This window comes from Cupriavidus sp. SS-3 (assembly GCF_035818815.1).
In the GTDB taxonomy this organism is placed as follows: Bacteria; Pseudomonadota; Gammaproteobacteria; order Burkholderiales; family Burkholderiaceae; genus Cupriavidus; species Cupriavidus taiwanensis_C.
Genome location: NZ_JAYLVT010000006.1, coordinates 82500 through 100537 on the forward strand (window position 1 = coordinate 82500; position 18038 = coordinate 100537).

At 68.7% G+C, this 18038-nt stretch carries 15 protein-coding genes; 8 read left to right on the forward strand and 7 right to left on the reverse strand.

Features of this window, described 5'->3' with window-relative positions; genetic code table 11:
• The first annotated feature begins 123 nt into the window (after nucleotides 1–123).
• From U9J39_RS11580 to U9J39_RS11595, 4 genes are all read left to right on the forward strand, one after another.
• Nucleotides 124–3693, forward strand: a complete 3570-nt coding sequence (locus U9J39_RS11580) for an indolepyruvate ferredoxin oxidoreductase family protein (RefSeq protein ID WP_326347093.1) — start codon at nucleotides 124–126, stop codon at nucleotides 3691–3693.
• Nucleotides 3694–3839: 146 nt separating this feature from the next.
• Nucleotides 3840–4733 carry a LysR family transcriptional regulator gene (locus U9J39_RS11585; RefSeq protein WP_326347198.1) on the forward strand — a complete coding sequence of 298 codons (894 nt, stop codon included), beginning with the start codon at nucleotides 3840–3842 and terminating at the stop codon, nucleotides 4731–4733.
• A 115-nt stretch (nucleotides 4734–4848) separates the two neighbouring features.
• A complete protein-coding gene (locus tag U9J39_RS11590) occupies nucleotides 4849–5628 on the forward strand; it encodes an aldolase (protein ID WP_116314240.1) in 780 nt (259 codons plus the stop codon).
• 42 nt (nucleotides 5629–5670) lie between these two features.
• The gene (locus tag U9J39_RS11595; RefSeq protein WP_115713521.1) at nucleotides 5671–6993 is read left to right on the forward strand and encodes an MFS transporter; all 1323 of its coding nucleotides are present in this window, start codon (nucleotides 5671–5673) and stop codon (nucleotides 6991–6993) included.
• 17 nt (nucleotides 6994–7010) lie between these two features.
• On the opposite strand, the gene U9J39_RS11600 is transcribed toward U9J39_RS11595, so the two are convergent.
• From U9J39_RS11600 to U9J39_RS11615, 4 genes are read right to left on the reverse strand one after another with little or no spacing between them, the layout of a single operon-like run.
• Nucleotides 7011–8009: an NADP-dependent oxidoreductase gene (locus tag U9J39_RS11600; protein WP_240987802.1), complete on the reverse strand. Its 999-nt coding sequence runs from the start codon at nucleotides 8007–8009 to the stop codon at nucleotides 7011–7013.
• Between the two features lie 5 nt (nucleotides 8010–8014).
• Nucleotides 8015–8893, reverse strand: a complete 879-nt coding sequence (locus U9J39_RS11605; protein ID WP_326347094.1) for an SDR family NAD(P)-dependent oxidoreductase — start codon at nucleotides 8891–8893, stop codon at nucleotides 8015–8017.
• Nucleotides 8890–9561: a Dabb family protein gene (locus tag U9J39_RS11610; protein ID WP_115713519.1), complete on the reverse strand. Its 672-nt coding sequence runs from the start codon at nucleotides 9559–9561 to the stop codon at nucleotides 8890–8892. The genes U9J39_RS11605 and U9J39_RS11610 overlap by 4 nt, the downstream gene beginning before the upstream one ends.
• Nucleotides 9551–9895: a hypothetical protein gene (locus U9J39_RS11615; protein WP_326347095.1), complete on the reverse strand. Its 345-nt coding sequence runs from the start codon at nucleotides 9893–9895 to the stop codon at nucleotides 9551–9553. The genes U9J39_RS11610 and U9J39_RS11615 overlap by 11 nt, the downstream gene beginning before the upstream one ends.
• Before the next feature lie 158 nt (nucleotides 9896–10053).
• On the opposite strand from U9J39_RS11615, the gene U9J39_RS11620 reads away from it, so the two are divergent.
• The 4 genes from U9J39_RS11620 to U9J39_RS11635 all read left to right on the forward strand — a co-directional run bounded on the left by U9J39_RS11620 (nucleotide 10054) and on the right by U9J39_RS11635 (nucleotide 15166).
• Entirely contained in the window at nucleotides 10054–11067 is a 1014-nt protein-coding gene (locus U9J39_RS11620) for an AraC family transcriptional regulator (RefSeq protein WP_240991350.1), read from the forward strand.
• Nucleotides 11068–11244: 177 nt separating this feature from the next.
• A complete protein-coding gene (locus U9J39_RS11625) occupies nucleotides 11245–11787 on the forward strand; it encodes a (2Fe-2S)-binding protein (RefSeq protein WP_326347096.1) in 543 nt (180 codons plus the stop codon).
• Nucleotides 11784–12884 carry an FAD binding domain-containing protein gene (locus U9J39_RS11630; RefSeq protein WP_326347097.1) on the forward strand — a complete coding sequence of 367 codons (1101 nt, stop codon included), beginning with the start codon at nucleotides 11784–11786 and terminating at the stop codon, nucleotides 12882–12884. Before U9J39_RS11625 ends, U9J39_RS11630 begins: the two co-directional genes overlap by 4 nt.
• Entirely contained in the window at nucleotides 12881–15166 is a 2286-nt protein-coding gene (locus tag U9J39_RS11635; RefSeq protein WP_115713514.1) for a xanthine dehydrogenase family protein molybdopterin-binding subunit, read from the forward strand. The genes U9J39_RS11630 and U9J39_RS11635 overlap by 4 nt, the downstream gene beginning before the upstream one ends.
• Nucleotides 15167–15182: 16 nt before the next feature.
• Here the strand turns inward: U9J39_RS11635 and U9J39_RS11640 are convergent, their stop codons facing one another.
• From U9J39_RS11640 to U9J39_RS11650, 3 genes are all read right to left on the reverse strand, one after another.
• Nucleotides 15183–16091 (reverse strand): DMT family transporter, encoded by a 909-nt coding sequence (locus U9J39_RS11640; protein WP_326347098.1) that lies wholly within the window; start codon nucleotides 16089–16091, stop codon nucleotides 15183–15185.
• 75 nt (nucleotides 16092–16166) lie between these two features.
• Nucleotides 16167–17486 (reverse strand): type II toxin-antitoxin system HipA family toxin, encoded by a 1320-nt coding sequence (locus U9J39_RS11645; RefSeq protein ID WP_326347099.1) that lies wholly within the window; start codon nucleotides 17484–17486, stop codon nucleotides 16167–16169.
• The gene (locus U9J39_RS11650) at nucleotides 17483–17770 is read right to left on the reverse strand and encodes a helix-turn-helix domain-containing protein (protein WP_172581835.1); all 288 of its coding nucleotides are present in this window, start codon (nucleotides 17768–17770) and stop codon (nucleotides 17483–17485) included. The genes U9J39_RS11645 and U9J39_RS11650 overlap by 4 nt, the downstream gene beginning before the upstream one ends.
• Between the last annotated feature and the right edge of the window lie 268 nt (nucleotides 17771–18038).

Below are 18038 nucleotides of genomic sequence, written 5' to 3' on the forward strand. Positions count from 1 at the left end.
CCGAGGTATCCGTTTTGCAGATATCAGGTGTTGGAATTCATGATTTTACGATGACCGCGCCGGTTTCTACACTCCTTCGGACAGCAAATAAAGCACCCAGAACAAAGCCCGGAGACCCACATCGTGAATGCCCCGCTCAATCCCGCCTTGCTCGAAGCCCTGGCCAGCGCCAGCCTGGACGACAAGTACACCCTGGACCAGGGCCGTGTCTACCTGAGCGGCGTGCAGGCGCTGGTGCGCCTGCCGATGCTGCAGAAGGCGCGTGACCGCGCCGCCGGGCTCAACACCGCCGGCTTTATCTCTGGCTACCGCGGCTCGCCGCTGGGCGGCGTCGACCAGGCGCTGTGGAAGGCCAAGCAGCATCTCGCGGCCAGCGACGTGGTGTTCCAGCCGGGCGTCAACGAAGACCTGGCCGCCACCGCGGTCTGGGGCAGCCAGCAGGTCAACCTGTTCCCCGGCGCCAAGCGCGATGGCGTGTTTTCGATGTGGTACGGCAAGGGCCCGGGCGTGGACCGCTCCATCGACGTGCTCAAGCACGCCAACTCGGCCGGATCGTCGCGCCATGGCGGCGTGCTGCTGCTGGCCGGCGACGACCATGCCGCCAAGTCCTCGACCGTGGCCCACCAGTCCGAGCACGTGCTGCAGGCGGCCGGCATTCCGGTGCTGTATCCCGCCAACGTGCAGGAATACCTGGACTACGGCCTGCATGGCTGGGCCATGAGCCGCTATTCCGGCCTGTGGGTGGCGATGAAGTGCGTCACCGACGTGGTCGAGTCGACCGCCTCGGTCGAGATCGACCCAAACCGCGTGCAGGTCGCGCTGCCGCAGGACTTCGCCATGCCGGCGGGCGGCCTCAATATCCGCTGGCCGGATTCCCCGCTGGAGCAGGAAGCGCGGCTGCTCGACCACAAGTGGTATGCGGCGCTCGCCTACGTGCGCGCCAACCGCCTGAACCGGGTGGTGCTCGATTCGCCCAACGCGCGCTTCGGCATCATGACCGCCGGCAAGGCGTACCTGGACGTGCGCCAGGCGCTGGTGGACCTGGGCCTGGATGACGACACCTGCGCCCGCATCGGCATCCGCGTCTACAAGGTCGGCTGCGTGTGGCCGCTGGAGGCCCACGGCGCGCGCGAATTCGCCACCGGCCTGGAAGAGATCCTGGTGGTCGAGGAAAAGCGCCAGATCCTCGAATACGCGCTGAAGGAAGAGCTGTACAACTGGCGCGAGGATGTGCGGCCCAAGGTGTTCGGCAAGTTCGACCAGCGCGGCAACGACGGCGGCGAGTGGTCGGTGCCGCGCGGCGACTGGCTGCTGCCCGCGCACTACGAGCTGTCGCCGGCGCTGATCGCCAAGGCCATCGCGCGCCGGCTGGAACGCTTCGACCTGCCGGCCGAGGTGCGCGCACGCATCGCCGCGCGCGTGGCGCTGATCGAGGCCAAGGAGCGCGAAGCGGCGCAGCCGCGCATCGCGGTGGAGCGCAAGCCGTGGTTCTGCTCGGGCTGCCCGCACAACACCTCGACGCGCGTACCGGAAGGCTCGCGCGCGCTGGCCGGCATCGGCTGCCACTACATGACCTTGTGGATGGACCGCAATACCGAGACCTTCAGCCAGATGGGCGGCGAGGGCGTGGCGTGGACGGGCCAGATGCATTTCACCGACGACAAGCACGTGTTCGCCAACCTGGGCGACGGCACGTACTTCCATTCCGGGCTGCTGGCGATCCGCGCGTCGATCGCGGCCCGGGCCAACATCACCTACAAGATCCTGTTCAACGATGCGGTGGCGATGACCGGCGGGCAGCCCATCGACGGCGTGCTGACGGTGCCGCAGATCGCGCACCAGGTGCTGGCCGAGGGCGCGAAGAAGCTGGTGGTGGTCACCGACGAGCCCGCCAAGTACGGCGATGGCGCGATGCTGCCGTCCGGCGTGGCGGTGCTGCATCGCGACCAGCTCGATGCCGTGCAGCTTGAGCTGCGCGACACCGAAGGCGTCACCATCCTGATCTACGACCAGACCTGCGCCACCGAGAAGCGCCGCCGCCGCAAGCGCGGCACCTATCCGGATCCGGCCAAGCGCGCCTTTATCAACGATGCGGTGTGCGAAGGCTGCGGCGACTGCTCGGCCAAGTCCAACTGCCTGTCGGTGGAGCCGCTCGAGACCGAGCTCGGCACCAAGCGGCGGATCAACCAGTCGTCGTGCAACAAGGACTTCTCCTGCGTCAACGGCTTCTGCCCCAGCTTCGTCACCGCCGAGGGCGCGCAGGTGCGCAAGCCCGCGGCGGCGGCTGGCAAGGGCAGCGGCGCCGACTTCGCGGCGCTGCCGCAGCCGCGGCTGCCGGCTTTGGAGCGGCCGTACGGGGTGCTGGTGACCGGCGTCGGCGGCACCGGCGTGGTCACCATCGGCGGGCTGCTGGGCATGGCCTCGCACCTGGAGCGCAAGGGCGTGACCGTGCTCGACATGGCCGGCCTGGCGCAGAAGGGCGGGGCGGTGATCAGCCACGTGCAGATCGCGCCGGTCCCGGAACACCTGCATGCGACCCGCATCGCCACCGGCGAGGCGCGCCTGGTGATCGGCGGCGACGCCATCGTCTCGGCCTCGGCCGAAGTGCTGTCCAAGGTCCGGCACGGGCTGACCGCCGCCGTGGTCAACAGCGCCAACACCCCCACCGCGGAGTTCATCAAGAACCCCAAATGGAAGTTCCCCGGCGCCAGCGCCGAGCAGGACCTGCGCGCCAGCGTGGGCGAGGCCTGCGCCTTCTTCGACGCCAGCGCCTGGGCCGTGACCCTGCTGGCCGACGCGATCTATTCCAACCCGCTGCTGCTGGGCTTTGCCTGGCAGAAGGGCTGGATCCCGCTGCAGCACGCCAGCCTGGTGCGCGCGATCGAACTCAATGGGGTGTCGGTCGACAAGAACCGTCTCGCCTTCGAATGGGGCCGTTACCTGGCCCACCACGGCGAGGCCGCGGTCAAGGCGCTGCTGCCGGCTGCGCCGGCCGCCGCCAGCGCGCAGGTGGTGGCGATGCCGCAGACGCTCGACGCGCTGATCCGCAAGCGCGAGGCGATGCTGACCGGTTACCAGAACGCCGCCTATGCCGCGCGCTATCGCGACGCCGTGGCCCGCATCCGCGCCGCGGAGCAGCAGCTGGGCATCGACCGCAAGCTGCCGCTGACCGAGGCCGTGGCCCGCAACCTGGCCAAGCTGATGGCGTACAAGGACGAGTACGAGGTGGCGCGCCTGTACACCGATCCCGCCTTCCTCGACAAGCTGCGCGCGCAGTTCGAAGGCGAGCCCGGCCGCGACTACCAGCTCAATTTCTGGCTGGCGCCGCCGCTGCTGGCCAAGGCTGACGCCAAGGGCCATCTGGTCAAGCGTCGCTTCGGTCCCCGCACCATGACGGCATTCCGCCTGCTGGCGCGCCTGAAGGGCCTGCGCGGCACCGCGCTGGATGTGTTCGGCAAGACCGCCGAGCGCCGCGCCGAGCGCGCGCTGGTCAGCGACTACCTGGCCATGGTCGAAGAGTTCGCGGGTTCGCTGAGCGCGGACAACTTCGACACCGCCCTGGCCCTGGCCACGCTGCCGGACGATATCCGTGGCTACGGTCACGTGAAGGAGGCCAGCATGGCCGCGGCGGCGGTGCGGCGCGAGGCGCTGCTGGCGCAATATCGCGGCGCGGCGCGGCGGAATGCGGCCTGACGCGGCAGCGCCTGCGGGGATCCCCGCCGCGACGTGAGGTCAAAGGCGGCGGGAAATTCTGCATGGGCGCCGCACCGGCGCCGCGGCGCGGTTGCGGCCAGGGCCACGCCCCATGCAGAATGGCAGCAAAACTACCTGCCCCCGACATGGAAACGCCAGACCGCCTGCTGCGCAGCTTCTTGCGTATTGCTTCGCTCAAGTCGCTGTCGAAGGCTGCGGATGACCTGAACCAGACGCAGTCCGGCGTCAGCAAGCAACTGGCCGCGCTCGAAACCCACCTTGGCAAGGCGTTGTTTACGCGAACGGGGCGTGGCGTTGCCCTGACCGAAGCCGGGCAAAAGCTGCAGGAAGCGATCGAAGGGCCCTATCGCGCCATCGATCACGCCGTGGACATAATCCGCGACGCGCATGGCAGTACCGAAGGGACAGTCAGGCTGGCCCTGGTCCATACGGTCAGCTATTACTTCATCGGCGATGTGGTGGCGAGTTTCGTCAGTGCGCATCCCGGGGTCAACCTGTCGATGATGGGGCGCAGTTCGCCGGAGGTCGTGGCCCTGGTGGAAAGCGGCAAGGCGGATCTGGGCGTGGCCTACGATACCGCGGTGGACACGGCCGCGCTGGTGGTTTATCCGCTCTTCGACGATACCATGTGCCTGGTGGAACGGGGCAGCACGGCCCCGGCTGCGGACGATCCCGGCGTCGACCTGGCCGGCCGCGACCTGCGCCTGGTTGCCTTCCCGCATGGCTATGCGCTGCGACGGATGCTCGATAGCGCCGGCCTGAAGGGCGCTTATGTCGCCGAGGCGGAAACGGTGGATGCCATGCTCAAGCTGGTTTCCGCCGGGGTAGGGTCCTGCATCCTGCCGAGCCGCCTGCCCGACAAGCTGCTGGCCGAGTATGGCCTGTGCAAGGTGAAGATCCATGCGCCGCTGTTGAAGCGGCGCATGGTGGCGGTGGCGCATCCCGAACGCCAGTCCTTGCCGCTGGCCGCCGCGCTGCTTTCATGTGCGCTCCAGGTTGCCAAGGCACTGGACACGTGAAGCCATGACATAGCTGCTATGAAGCCGGCTCCGTAGCTCGCCTGGAACCCCAATCCCATACTGGATCCCGATCCTTTCGACCTCTCGTCGCAGGGAAAACCCGGAGAAAACCAGTATGAACGCCCCCCTCAGAGACAAGTCGTACTTCGACCAGCGCGCGTCCAGCGACATGGCGAAGCACCTGCCGCGCCAGTCGCGCACCACGCAGGAGACCATGGCCTATGCCTGCCGGATCCTGGCCATGACGGAGCAGGAAGCCGGCCTGGCGGGCCAGATCAGTGTCCGTTCCGAACGTCCGGGCGCTTACTGGACGCTGCGTTTCGGCCTCGGCTTCGACGAAGCGACGCCGGCGGATTTTATCGAGGTCGATCGCGATCTCAACGCGCTCAGCGGCGGCGGCATGGCCAACCCGGCCACGCGCTTCCACCTGTGGGTCTACGACGCCCGGCCGGACGTCAACGCCATCATCCATACCCATTCGCCGTGGGCCAGCGCCCTTGCTGCCGCACGCCAGCCTCTGGTCATCGCGCAGATGGACATGACCCCCCTGCACAACGACTGCGCGTTCCTCGGCGACTGGCCAGGGGTCCCGATCGCAGACCAGGAAGGCGTGATCATCTCGGAAGCGCTGGGTGACAAGCGCGCGATCATCCTCGCGCACCACGGCTATCTGACCGCAGGCAAGACCTGCGAAGAGGCGACCTACCTCTCCGTCTATCTCGAGCGCGCTGCCCGGATGCAGATCCGCGCGCAGGCTTTCGGTCCGCTCACGCCGGTCGATGACGAGCTGGCCAGGGAGGCTCACGACTACTTGCTGAAGCCGTCCATCGTCAACTCCACGTTCGCGTACTGGGCGCGCCAGACGCACGGCATCGCGCCGTACGTCAAGCCGTGACGCGCTGGCAGCACGCATCAGAACAGACAAGGAGACAAGACGATGACCACGCAACAAGGCATGCGCTCGCGCCGCCACTACATCACGGCGGGCCTCGCCAGCATGATGGGCACGACCATCGAATGGTATGACTTCTTCCTCTACGGCACCGCCGCGGCCCTGATCTTCAACAAGATCTTCTTTCCCTCGTTCGATCCGCTGACCGGGACCCTGGCGGCTTTTGCCACTTACTCGGTCGGCTTCTTTGCGCGCCCGCTGGGTGGCATCGTCTTTGGCCATTTCGGCGACCGGGTCGGACGCAAGTCCATGCTGCTGATCACGCTGTTCATGATGGGCATCCCGACCATCCTGATCGGCCTGATCCCGTCCTATGACAGCATCGGCTACTGGGCCGCGGTCGCGCTCGTGCTGCTGCGCTTCCTGCAGGGCGTCGCGGTCGGGGGCGAGTGGGGCGGTGCGGTGCTGATGGCGGTCGAGCACGCGCCCGAAGGCAAGAAGGGTTTCTTTGGCAGCCTGCCGCAGGCCGGGGTGGCACCGGGCCTGATCCTGTCCTCGCTGGCGATGGGCATGGTCGCGACGCTGCCGGAGCAGGACATGCTGACGTGGGGATGGCGCGTGCCGTTCCTGGCGAGCGTGGTGCTGCTGGCGGTAGGCTGGTTCATCCGGGCGAAAGTGAGCGAATCCCCCGACTTCGAGCAAATGAAAAAGTCTGGCGACAAGGTCGAGATGCCGGCGCTGGTGGTGCTGCGCCGCTATCCGCGCCAGGTCCTGACCGTGGTCGGCGGCCGCCTGGCGGAAGTCACGTGGTTCTACACCGTGGTGACCTTTGCCCTGGCCTACGCCACCGGCACGCTCGGCATAGCCAAGACCGTGATGCTCGATGCCACGGTGTGGGGCGCCGCGGTCGCGATGTTCACCATGCCGCTGTTCGGCATCCTGGGTGACCGCTTCAGCTTCAAGTGGGTATTCATGGCCGGTACCGTGGGGATCCTGGTCTTTGCGCCGCAGTTCTTCGCGCTGCTGCAAACGCTCGATGCAGGCAATGTCACGATTGCCATGGCCGTCGCGATCGGCCTCGTCTATGCATGCCTGTACGGCCCTGAAGGCAGCCTGTTCTCCGCCCAGTTTCCGCCCGAGGTCCGCTATAGCGGCATCTCGATCGCGGTGCAGGTGTCCGGTGCGATCGGCGGAGGCCTGGCGCCCATCGTGGCCACGTCGCTGTTGAATCATGGCGGCGGCGACCCCGCGTACATCGTCTGGTACCTGGGTGCGCTCAGCGTGATCGCCTTTGTCAGTACGGCACTGATGCGCGATGTGAACCGGGCCAGGCACGCGGTCCCGCTGGCAAAGGGGGAGCGGGTATGAGCGCCGGTGCCTGTCCTTCACGCGTTACCCGGCGCGGCGACGCATAGCACCAGTTTGCTCGCCGCCTGGCCTGACCGCACCAGCTCGAGCGCGTGCCCGGCTTGTTCCAGCGGCAGGCATTCGATGCGAGGTGGCCGCAAACGGCCGTCGTTCATCAGCGCGGCGATTTCCGCGAGCCGTGCGCCGCTTGGCATCCTGCTGAACGCGACGGCGGTGCGCATGCCGCGCCGCGCGGCTTCGGCGGGATCGGGGCCGTGGTCGCCGCTGACCAGCGTCAGGATAGCCACAAGGATGCCGCCGGGCCGGAGCAGGTCCAGCCCCATCGGCAAGGTGCCGCATCCCACCGCGTCGAGCACCAGGTCGACGCCGTCCGGCGCCCAGGCCCGCACGGCGCCACCGATATCGCTTGCGCGGTAGTCGATGGCCAGGTCGCAGCCCAGCGCCAGCAGCGCGTCGCGGCGGGCCGCGCTGCAGGTGGCGGCGACGGCGGCGCCGGCGGCCCTGGCCAGTTGCACGGCGAACGTGCCGACCGCGCCCGCGCCCCCGTGCACCAGCACGGTCTGGCCCGGGCGCAGTCCGCCATCGTCGAACAGTCCGGTCCAGGCGGCCAGCGCCGGGGTCGGCACCGCCGCGGCTTCGGCGAATCCGACGTTGTCGGGAATCGGCACCACGCAATCCTGGCTGACAGCAACGTATTCCGCATACGATCCCCACTGGCCGGCGCCGACCCCGGTTTGCGCAAACACCCGCTGTCCACGCACGAAGCCCGTGACCCCGGCGCCGACCGCGGCCACCACGCCGCTGGCATCGAAGCCAAGCACGAAGGGAAAGCCGGCCTGCATGAAGTCGCTCAGATAACCCTCGCGGCATTTCCAGTCGGCGGGATTCACGCCGGCGCAAGCGACGCGGATCAGCACTTCGCCGGCTGCCGGCGCCGGCGTTGCGACCTCGCCAAGCCGGATGACCTCGGGGCCGCCGTGACGGTCGATCAGGAGCGCGCGCATGTTTTCTTGCATGAGGCTTACCTCGCCGACAGTTCGGGCTGGCCCAGCGCCGGATGCGCCCAGGCCGGGATGACGGGCGGCGGCAGCACGCCTTTGCCGTCGAGCGTGCGGACCTGCAGTCCATGCGCAACGGGAAAGTGCAGGCTATGGGCGATCTGGCCGGTGTGCAGTCGCGCCGGCACGCTGCATAGCGCCAGCGCGGTTTCCACCAGGTATTCCACAGGCTCGGTGGGATAGCCGTCGGGGATATAGCGCTCGCTGCCCGGTGTGAGGATCGCGGTGCTTGGCGCCACCGAATTGACGGCGATGCCGTCGGCCTCCAGTTCCGCGGCCAGGCCCTCGGTGAACCGGTTGACGGCGGCCTTGACGGCCGCGTAGGCCGTGACGCCGCCGGCGCGGTCAAAGTCCTGGTAGGGACGCGCCGGCGACAGCGCCGTGACCGAGCCCAGGTTCAGGATCCAGCCCGCGCCGCGCGCACGCATCAGCGGTATCGCGGCGCGGCTCAGCACGAACGGGATGCGCAGGTAGTGATCCACGGTACGGTCGAAGATGTCCAGCGGCATCGCGTCGATGGGGCTGTATTCGGCCAGGCCGGCGTTGTTGACCAGGATGTCCAGGCCACCCGCGGCCTCGGCGGCCCGCAGCACAAGCTGGTCGCGCTGCGCGGCATCCTCGAGATCCGCCGCCAGCGCCATGGCGCGGCCGCCTTGCCGCGTGATCAGCGCCACGGTCTCGGCCAGCGTGCCAGGATCTTCCCCGGAGTTGCCGGCGCGCCGTGCGCTGACCACCACCAGCGCGCCTTCCGCCGCGAAGCGCTGCGCGATGGCACGGCCGATGCCGCGGCTGGCGCCTGTCACTAGTGCGATCTTTCCTGTCAGTGTTCCGTGTGCGGTCATGATGCGCTTTCCTCCTTATGGTTGTGGCTGGCAATCTGGCTGACAATCAGGCTGGTCGCGAGCGGGCAGAAGGCATGGGAGATCGCCTCGACCGTCCATTCCGGAAACTCCGGGTCGAACCAGCGGTCGACCCGTCCCCAATGGAACGGGTGCATCAGGTATTCGCCCAGCAGGTCGTCCGCGCTGGCGAATTCCTGCTGCCAGACATGGGTCCATGTGGCCGGCGACAACACGCGGGCCAGCCGCCAGTTGCGGATCGCGGGCATGTACGTCGGCATCCGCAGCAGATCGTGCTCCAGTGCGTGGACCTGCCAGGGCGGCGCTTCAGGGCGGACCCGGAACATCAGCGTGCGCCAGGTGCCGTCACGCAGTTGCGGCGCACGCATGCCGTCCGCGATCGCCCGATAGGCGACGTGATCGACCGTTGCGATGCCGTCCAGCGCCGCGGCGAGACCGGCGCCATCGGCCTGCGCGCCGGACGAGCCGGTTTTGAATTGCAGGTCGAGCGTGTAGTCGCCGGCGCCCCAGCTTCCCGTCAGGTTGCGGCCGAGCGCCACCCGGTGCAGGCCAGGCAGCCTTTCAACGCGGTCGAGCAGGGCTGGCCCGGGGTCGGGCATCCCGTCGCAAATGCCGGTGTGCAGGCGCAGTTGCGCGGTCTCAAGGCGCATCGCAATGCTCCTTCGGCTGCGGCAGCACGGGTGTCGCGGCAGCCATCACATGGCGGCGGCGGGATTGGCACAGGGAGTCGACCGTCGACCAGAAGGCGAGGGCGGGACCGTCAATGCCGGCGCGCATGGCGTAATAGGCCGGCGCATCCGGCACTTGCCACAGCAGCCACAACGTATTGGGCGCATCTTGCAGCGCCACGGGTGGCGACACCCAGCAATGCAGCAGCGTCAGGCCCCTGGCGGCGCTGCCGGGCAGGTAGCGGGATTCCAGCAGGTCAAGCACCGCGGGCAGCTGGCCGGGCGCGAGCACGATTTCATCGAGTACGTGGATCATGGCTGTGTGGCGTCCTCTCATGGGTTGTCCCGTATAGGCATGGCGTTGCGCGCATGGCAACCTCCATGGCCGCCGGGACGATTATGGAAGCCCCGTTGGCCACGCACCCCTACCCGGACGATCAATCACCGTTACCGAAGCAATCACGACCAGCGCCCATGAATGCCCACATCCCGGGGAGTCCCGTCCCTGTTCCGCACGGCATGGTGCAGCGCTTGCTGGATGAGCTGAAACGGCAGGGCGTGGAGGTACCGGCCGCCGGCACGGAACCGCCGCGACCCGCACAGTTCACCGCGCTCTATCGCGCCGCGATCGAGCGGCTGGAAGCGCTGGTGGCCAAGGGCGACGGCCACCCGCCGATGTGCAGGCAGGAAGTGGATCTGCTGTGCCGCTGCGTGTTGAGTTGCCAGACGCTGCGCGAGGCGATCCACTGCGCGGCCGATTTCTGCGCGATGCTGTATCCGCGCGCCGGCGCGCTTAGCCTGGGCGAGCGCGCGGGCCAGGCGGTGTTTCGGATGGATTCGCTGCGGCGGGTGAAATCGTCGGCCGCCTGCCTGGTAGACCTGACCGGGCTGTTTTTCTACCTGCTGCTGTTCGGCTGGCTGGTGGGCCAGCCGATACGACCGACCCGGGTCAGCCTGGCGCATCCGCGGCGCGAGGACGCCTTGCCGTTCCTCGGCCTGTTCCATGCGCCGGTGACGTCCGGCAACCCGGCCTACGGCTTCGACTTCGACCAGGCCTTGCTCGACCGTCCGGTGGTGCGCCGGGCAGCGGAGCTTCAGGCATTCCTGAAGGACCTGCCTTACCGGCTGGTCGGGGCGCCGGTCGAAGTAGTGTCGCTGAGCCAGCAAGTGCGCGGCACGCTGCACGCGGCGCTGGTGCATGGCGCGCGGCTGCCGACGCTGGCCGAGCTGGCAGTGCGCTTCGATGTCAGCGAACCGACGCTGCGCCGCCGGCTCGCGGCGGACGGCAGCAGCTACCGGCAATTGCGCGAGCGCAGCCTGCAGGAATACGCCGAGCAATGCCTGCGGACCACCCGCTGGAGCATGGGCAGGATCGCCGAGCAGCTTGGCTTTGCCAGCGAGGAAGCCTTTCGCCGCGCCTTCCAGCGCTGGACCGGGCACGCGCCCACGCAGTTCAGGCGCGCCAGCCAGGGCAAGGCCACAGGGTAAGCCCACGACAGTGCGGTAATTCGTGCACGGCGCCGGCGGCAATATATGCAAAGCCGGCCGGGACGGCGGCACGCGCCGCTCGTCGGATGCGACGTGGTGAAGCCGGCGAAGCCTGATGGCATGACGCTTGCTGCCTTCGTTCCATTCCCCCACGAACATGACCCAGCGGAGGCGCCCATGGCACTGGAAGACCCGCTTGCTCCCCCGGCATCCCAGGCCGGCGCACTGCAACAGATCCCCACCACGCTGCACATCAACGGCATCACCCACGAGCTGCTGCTGGCGCCGTGGGTGATCCTGCTGGACCTGCTGCGCGAGCAACTGCAGCTCACCGGCACCAAGAAGGGCTGCGACCACGGCCAATGCGGCGCCTGCACGGTGCTGGCAGGCGACAGGCGCATCAAGTCGTGCCTGTGCCTGGCCGTGTCCTATGACGGCGCCGACATCACCACCGTGGAGGGGCTGGCCGATCGCGACACGGGTGCGCTGCATCCGCTGCAGCAGGCCTTTATCGACCACGACGCGTTCCAGTGCGGTTATTGCACGCCGGGGCAGCTGTGCTCCGCCGTGGGACTGCTGAACGAGCATCCGCCGGCAAGCCGAAAGGAGATCCGCGAGCGCATGAGCGGCAACCTGTGCCGCTGCGGCGCGTATGCGCAGATCGTCGAGGCGATCGCCGAGGTCGCCGGGCTGACTGACCACGACCAGGAGCCATCATGAACCCGTTCCGCTATGAGCGCGCGGCCACGGTGGAAGCGGCGCTGCAGTCGATCGCCGCCGCGCAGCGGGACGCCGGCGTGCAAAGCCTTGGCGACGACCACGCGCCGCACTTCCTGGCTTCCGGCACCAACCTGATCGACCTGGTGAAGGGCGGCATGATGCATCCGGCCGCGCTGGTCGATGTCAGGCAACTGCCGCTGCGGATGATCGAGGCCACGGCGGAGGGCGGGCTCAGGCTCGGTGCGCTGGCCAGCAACGCCGATACCGCGCAGCACCCGCTGGTGCGCGCGCAATATCCGCTGCTGCGCGCGGCAATCCTGGCCGGGGCCTCGGCGCAGATCCGCAATATGGCGACCAATGGCGGCAACCTGCTGCAGCGCACGCGCTGCTATTACTTCTACGATCCGGGCGTGCCCTGCAACAAGCGCGATCCCGGCAGCGGCTGCCCGGCGGCGACCGGGCTGGCGCGCCAGCATGCCATCCTGGGCGCGAGCGAGCATTGCGTCGCCACCCATCCGTCCGACATGTGCGTGGCACTGGCGGCGCTGGGCGCGGTGGTGCACGTGGCCTCGGCCAGCGGCCGCCGCGAGATTCCGTTCCATGAATTCCATCGGCTGCCGGAGGACCGCCCGCACATCGACACCACGCTGCGCCCCGACGAACTGATCACCCACATCGTGCTGCCTCCCGCCGCCGAGTTCGCGCGCCGTGCCTGTTACCTGAAGATCCGCGAGCGCGCGTCGTTTGCGTTCGCACTGGTGTCGGTGGCTGCCGCGCTGGACCTTGCCGACGATGGCACCGTGCGTGCCGCGCGGCTGGCACTGGGCGGCGTGGCCCACAAGCCGTGGCGCGATCCCGAGGCCGAGGCGCACCTGCAGGGCCGGCCCGCCACGGCCGAACACTTTGCCGCCGCGGCCCGCTTCCTGCTGCGCGATGCGCGCGCCTGGGGCGGCCCGGCCGTGCCCGAGAGCCTGCCGGGCAACAGCTTCAAGATTGCGCTGGCCGAGCGCGCGATCGTGCGCGCGCTGGAAATGGCGGTCGCCGGCGTGCTGAGCAATACCGGCGAAGACGCCTTCAGCGAGGAGGAGCAGCCATGAACGATCCGATCCCGCAATGCACGCCGCGCGCACGCCCCGGCACGGGCCCGGTCGGCATCGGCACGCCGGTCCCGCGCCTCGATGGCGTGGCCAAGGTCACCGGCACGGCGCGCTATGCCGCCGAGCATCCGGCCTTCGACCTTGCGCACGGGGTGGTGGTGAACAGCACCATTGCGCGCGGACGCATCGTGTCGATCGATTGCAGCGCGGCGCTGGCGGTGCCGGGCGTGCTCGAGGTGCTGACCCATGAGCGCCGCCCGCGCGTGCGTTCGCTCGACCTGTTCTACAAGGACATGGTCGCGCCCGCCGGTTCGCCGTTCAAGCCGCTGCACGACGCGCGCATCTGGTACAGCGGCCAGCCGGTCGCGCTGGTGGTGGCCGAGACCTTCGAGGCGGCACGCCATGCCGCGACGCTGGTGCGCGTGCGCTACCAGGCGTGGCCGCACGAGACCAGCCTGCTGGAGCACCTGGGCCGCGCCGGCAAGCCGATGCGCTTCAAGGCGGGCTATTCCGGCCCGCCCAGGGCGCGCGGCGATGCCGACGCCGCCTTCGCGCGCGCGCCTTTCCAGGTCGACGCGGAGTTCTACAGCGGCGTGGAACACCACAATCCGATGGAGATGCACGCCACCACGGTGATCCGCGGCGGCGACGGCCACCTGACCATCTACGACAAGACCCAGGGCTCGCAGAATTCGCGCTGGATGGTGTCGCGGGTGTTCGGGCTGCCCAAGCGCAAGGTCACGGTGCGCAATGAATACGTGGGCGGGGCGTTCGGCTCGGGGCTGCGGCCGCAGTACCAGCTGATCCTGGCGGTGATGGCGGCGCTGGCGCTGGAGCGCTCGGTGCGCGTGGTGCTGACACGGCCGCAGATGTTCACCTTCTGCCACCGGCCCGAGACCTGGCAGCGCGTCCGGCTGGGTGCCGACGCCGATGGGGGGCTGGTGAGCCTGATCCATGAAGCCGTGGCCGAGACCTCGCGCATGGAGCACTACGTCGAGGTGGTGGTCAACTGGTCCACGCAGCTCTATGCCTCCGAGAACAGCCGGCAGGACTATCGACTGGTCGACCTGGACCAGCCCACCCCGGCCGACATGCGCGCGCCGGGCGCCGCGCACGGCGTGCATGCGATCGAGGTGGCGATGGACGAGCTGTCCTATGCGGTGGGGATGGACCCGCTGGCGCTGCGGCTCAAAAACTACGCCGAGCGCGACGGCGCCAGCGGCCTGCCGTTCTCGAGCAAGGCACTGCGGGAATGCTACGCGCAGGGCGCGCAACGGTTCGGCTGGGCCGGACGGCCACCGCAGCCGCGTTCGATGCGCGCTGGCCACGAGCTGGTCGGCTGGGGCATGGCCAGCGGCACCTGGGACGCGCTGCAGATGTTCAGCCGCGCCCGCGCGGTGTTCCGCGCCGACGGCCGGCTCGAGGTAGCCAGTGCCGCCACCGACATCGGCACCGGCACGCTGACGGTGATGAGCCAGATCGCCGCCGCGTCGCTGGGCCTGCCGCTGGAGCAGGTGACGTTCGTGCTGGGCGATTCGGAGCTGCCGGTGGCGCCCGTGGAAGGCGGCTCGTCGCATGTGGCCACGGTCGGCAGCGCGGTCGACGGCGTGTGCGACAAGCTGCGCCGGATGCTGTGGCACATGGCGCGGCGCATGCAGGGCTCCGGCTTCGAGCGCGCGCGCTACGAGGACCTGGTGTTCGCGCACGGCCAGGTCAGCCTGCGCGGCGGCCCCGACCCCGACGCGTCGTTGCCGCTGACCGGCATCATGGCAGCGGCCCGGCGCGAGCAGATCGAGGCATCGTTCCTGCAATTGCCCAATTTGTTCAAGCAGAAGCAGTACACGCGCGCCGCGCACTCGGCCGTGTTCTGCGAGGTGCGCGTCGACGAGGCGCTGGGCACCGTGCGCGTGACGCGCGTGGTCAGCGCGGTGGCGGCCGGGCGCATCATCAACCCGAAGACCGCGCGCAGCCAGATCCTGGGCGGCATGGTGTGGGGCATCGGCCAGGCGCTGCACGAGGAAACGCACAGCGACCATGCGCTCGGCCGCTTCATGAACCGCAATATCGCCGAGTACCACATCGCCTCGCACGCCGATATCCAGGACCTGGACGTGATCTTCGTCGACGAGGACGACCGCGTGGTCAGCAGCCTCGGCGCCAAGGGCGTGGGCGAAATCGGGCTGGTCGGCGTTGCCGCCGCGATCAGCAATGCGATCTATCACGCCACCGGCAGGCGCTTGCGCAGCACGCCGATGACGCCGGACAAGGTCATGGCGCGCTGAACGGGGCTGGCCGCCGTCAGCGCCGCTGCGCCAGCCAGATGCCCGCCGCGATCGCGGCCAGGCCGACGCCGTGGTACCAGCGCGGCCAGTCGCCCAGCAGCACCGTCGACAGCAGCGCGGCGAAGACCGGCGTCAGCGTGATGAAGAACACCGGCAGCTGCGCGCCCGCGCGGGCGATGGCGCGGTCCCAGGCAAAGTAGGCCAGCAGCGACGGGATGGTCGCGACATAGAGCAGGATGCCCGCGACCTTGCCGTTCCATTGCAGCGGATGATCCAGCGTCAGCAGTTCCCATGCCGTCACCGGCGCGCTGGCCAGCACGCCGGTGACGATCTGTGCGAACAGCAGCACCGGCAGGGGCAGCGCGGGACGCTGCTTGCGCAGCAGCCAGGTGTAGGCGCTCCAGGCGATGGTGGCCGCCAGCATGAACAGGTCGCCGGGCACCAGGTCCAGCTGCGCCAGCCGCGCCAGTTCGCCGCGCACCAGCACGAAGGTCACGCCGACCATGCACAGCAGCGCGCCGGCGACATGCCAGGGCCGGACCCGTTCGCCGAAGCACAGCGCGCCGATCACGATCAGAAACAGCGGCGTGGAGGCGCCGATCAGGGTCACGTTGATCGGCGTCGAGCTGGTCAGCGCCAGGTACTGCAGCGCGTTATAGCTGGCGATCGACAGGATGCCCATGGCGGTGATCACGCCCGCGTGCCGGCGCAGCACCGCGCGGTGCTCGACCACGCCGCGCCAGGCAAACGGTGCCAGCAGCATGCCGGCCAGCACCCAGCGCGCCCAGTTCAGCGCGACCGGCGGCACCGTGCCGGCGGCAAGCCGGCCCACGATGGCATTGCCGGCCCAGCTCAGCGGGGGAAAGGTCAGCAGGAACAGGGTGGTCCAGTCGATGCGTCGGGGGCTGGGGCTGCTGGCGGACATGAGGCGAGGTCGATGGGTGGATGGCGCATTATCCGCGATGGCGATGCTTTAGGTGCCGCCACGCGGCGCGGGCACTCACCGGCGCTGGCGCGCGATGCGCGCCAGCGGCAGCGTCGCCAGGCGCGCGGTGACGACCTCGCGGATGGCCGGCGGGGCGTCGAGCTCGTCCAGCAGGCGCGGCCAGCGGGCATGCGCCAGCGCCACCGCTTCCCTGACCGCGGCGGTGGCGATGCGGCGCGGCACGCCGGCTTTCTCGGCGATCGCCTCGTACATGGCCAGGGTTTCCTCGCGCTGCAGCCGGTCGATGGCGACGTTCTGGCCGTACGAGGCAAAGCCGGGCAGCGCGGCCACGCAGACGATGTCGTACGCCGGCGACAGCACCGGCAGCACGCCGTTGGGGTAGATCACCGAGAAGTTCTTCAGGTGCGCGTCGCTGTTGCCGATCAGCGTATTGACCGCCTGGCGCAGGAAGAACTGCCGCACATGCTCGACCCCGCTCGGGCTTAGCCGGTACAGCGTGGCCACCAGCTGCACGTAGCCGTCGATGCTGGCGTACTTGCGGGCCGGCATCCGGCCCAGCATCTGGCAGCCGTCCTCGGCATGGACGCGCCCGGACGGGGTACGGTCGAAGCGGTCGACGGCAAGGTAGTGCAGGTCCTCGCCCAGGGCCTCGGCCAGTCCCTCCACCGCGATGGTCGACATGGGCAGCACGCGCGTGGCCGCGACATGCACGCCGGCGGCGGCCGCGAGCTGCATCGAGACCGATTCGTTGAACACCTGCGCGTCGTCGTTCCGGGCCGGCAGCTTGGCGATGATGTCGGACAGCTTGCCGTGGCTCGGCAGCGTGTAGCGCTTGCCATCCTGCACCGTCGACAGCGCCAGCTTGTTCTGCACGCCGGACACCGATGCGGCCCCTTGCGTGGCGCCCTCGACCACGGCGATCTCCAGGTTGTCGGCGCCGCCGGTCACGCCATAGGCGCGGGCATAGGCGGGCAGGGCGCCGATGTCCGCCGGCCGCACCACCACGGCCCCGGGCAGGTCGTTGCCGGCCGAGGCCAGGATGCCGAAGTCGTCCTTGTCTTCGGGCTGGCTGCGGGTGGCTTCCAGCCGCTTGCGCAGCTCGCCTTCGGGCAGCAGGCCGGCAAAGTAGGGCGGCAACTCATGGCCGGTGTTGTAGACCGCGGGATGGAAGGGGTTGTCCAGCACCTCGGCGGTGGCGCGGCGGCCGGCTTCGGTCGGCACCGTGATCGACAGGCTCAGCGTGGGGCGGTCGGTGTCGCCGCGGAATTCATCGGCGGGCACGAAGCGGACATTGCCGCCGGCCTCGCACAGGTAGCCGCAGAGCCGGTCATATAGCCGAACCTCCAGAAAGCGGGGATGCAGGGCGTAGCTCATTCCTGTTCCAGGAAGATGTCGAGCGCGGCGCGGGCGCCGCGGTCGGGGCCGCCGCCCTTGCCTTCCAGCACCTGGCGGACTTCGGCAAGGCGTTCGTTGGGCACCAGCACCCACTGCGCGTCGAGCGCGGCGGCCAGCGCTTCGAGCGTGGAAGCGCGGCTGTCCTTCTTGCCGAGCAGGATGGCCGACAGGTTTTGCGCCGCCATGCCGAGGATCCGGCCGAGTTCGCCCAGGCTCTTGCCCCTGGCTTCGCGCAGCTGGCGGCATTGGGAGATTAATGACATAGCATTAGTCAACGAGAAAAATCATTCTTTGGAATGATACCTGCCTTGATGGACCTCGTGCATATCATTCGATAGAAGCTTTTTTATAAGATAATCATTCTATGGAATGATAGTGCATGGCAACTTCAGTGGCCAAAGACCTGCGTGCGCGAGTGGACTTGGCGCCTCGTCGAGAGGCTCCGCAGTGCCGCTGCCTCCACCTCCTTCCGTTACCCCTTGCCTTGTCACCGATACTGTATAAATATACAGTCATCGTAAATATCCTAAA

Excerpts from the sequence above, each read along its gene's own strand:
- U9J39_RS11585 (WP_326347198.1), top strand. The coding sequence starts at position 3,840 with ATGGAAACGCCAGACCGCCTGCTGCGCAGCTTCTTGCGTATTGCTTCG.
- U9J39_RS11590 (WP_116314240.1), top strand. The coding sequence starts at position 4,849 with ATGAACGCCCCCCTCAGAGACAAGTCGTACTTCGACCAGCGCGCGTCC.
- U9J39_RS11595 (WP_115713521.1), top strand. The coding sequence starts at position 5,671 with ATGACCACGCAACAAGGCATGCGCTCGCGCCGCCACTACATCACGGCG.
- U9J39_RS11600 (WP_240987802.1), bottom strand. The coding sequence starts at position 8,009 with ATGCAAGAAAACATGCGCGCGCTCCTGATCGACCGTCACGGCGGCCCC.
- U9J39_RS11605 (WP_326347094.1), bottom strand. The coding sequence starts at position 8,893 with ATGACCGCACACGGAACACTGACAGGAAAGATCGCACTAGTGACAGGC.
- U9J39_RS11610 (WP_115713519.1), bottom strand. The coding sequence starts at position 9,561 with ATGCGCCTTGAGACCGCGCAACTGCGCCTGCACACCGGCATTTGCGAC.
- U9J39_RS11615 (WP_326347095.1), bottom strand. The coding sequence starts at position 9,895 with ATGATCCACGTACTCGATGAAATCGTGCTCGCGCCCGGCCAGCTGCCC.
- U9J39_RS11620 (WP_240991350.1), top strand. The coding sequence starts at position 10,054 with ATGAATGCCCACATCCCGGGGAGTCCCGTCCCTGTTCCGCACGGCATG.
- U9J39_RS11625 (WP_326347096.1), top strand. The coding sequence starts at position 11,245 with ATGGCACTGGAAGACCCGCTTGCTCCCCCGGCATCCCAGGCCGGCGCA.
- U9J39_RS11630 (WP_326347097.1), top strand. The coding sequence starts at position 11,784 with ATGAACCCGTTCCGCTATGAGCGCGCGGCCACGGTGGAAGCGGCGCTG.
- U9J39_RS11635 (WP_115713514.1), top strand. The coding sequence starts at position 12,881 with ATGAACGATCCGATCCCGCAATGCACGCCGCGCGCACGCCCCGGCACG.
- U9J39_RS11640 (WP_326347098.1), bottom strand. The coding sequence starts at position 16,091 with ATGTCCGCCAGCAGCCCCAGCCCCCGACGCATCGACTGGACCACCCTG.
- U9J39_RS11645 (WP_326347099.1), bottom strand. The coding sequence starts at position 17,486 with ATGAGCTACGCCCTGCATCCCCGCTTTCTGGAGGTTCGGCTATATGAC.
- U9J39_RS11650 (WP_172581835.1), bottom strand. The coding sequence starts at position 17,770 with ATGTCATTAATCTCCCAATGCCGCCAGCTGCGCGAAGCCAGGGGCAAG.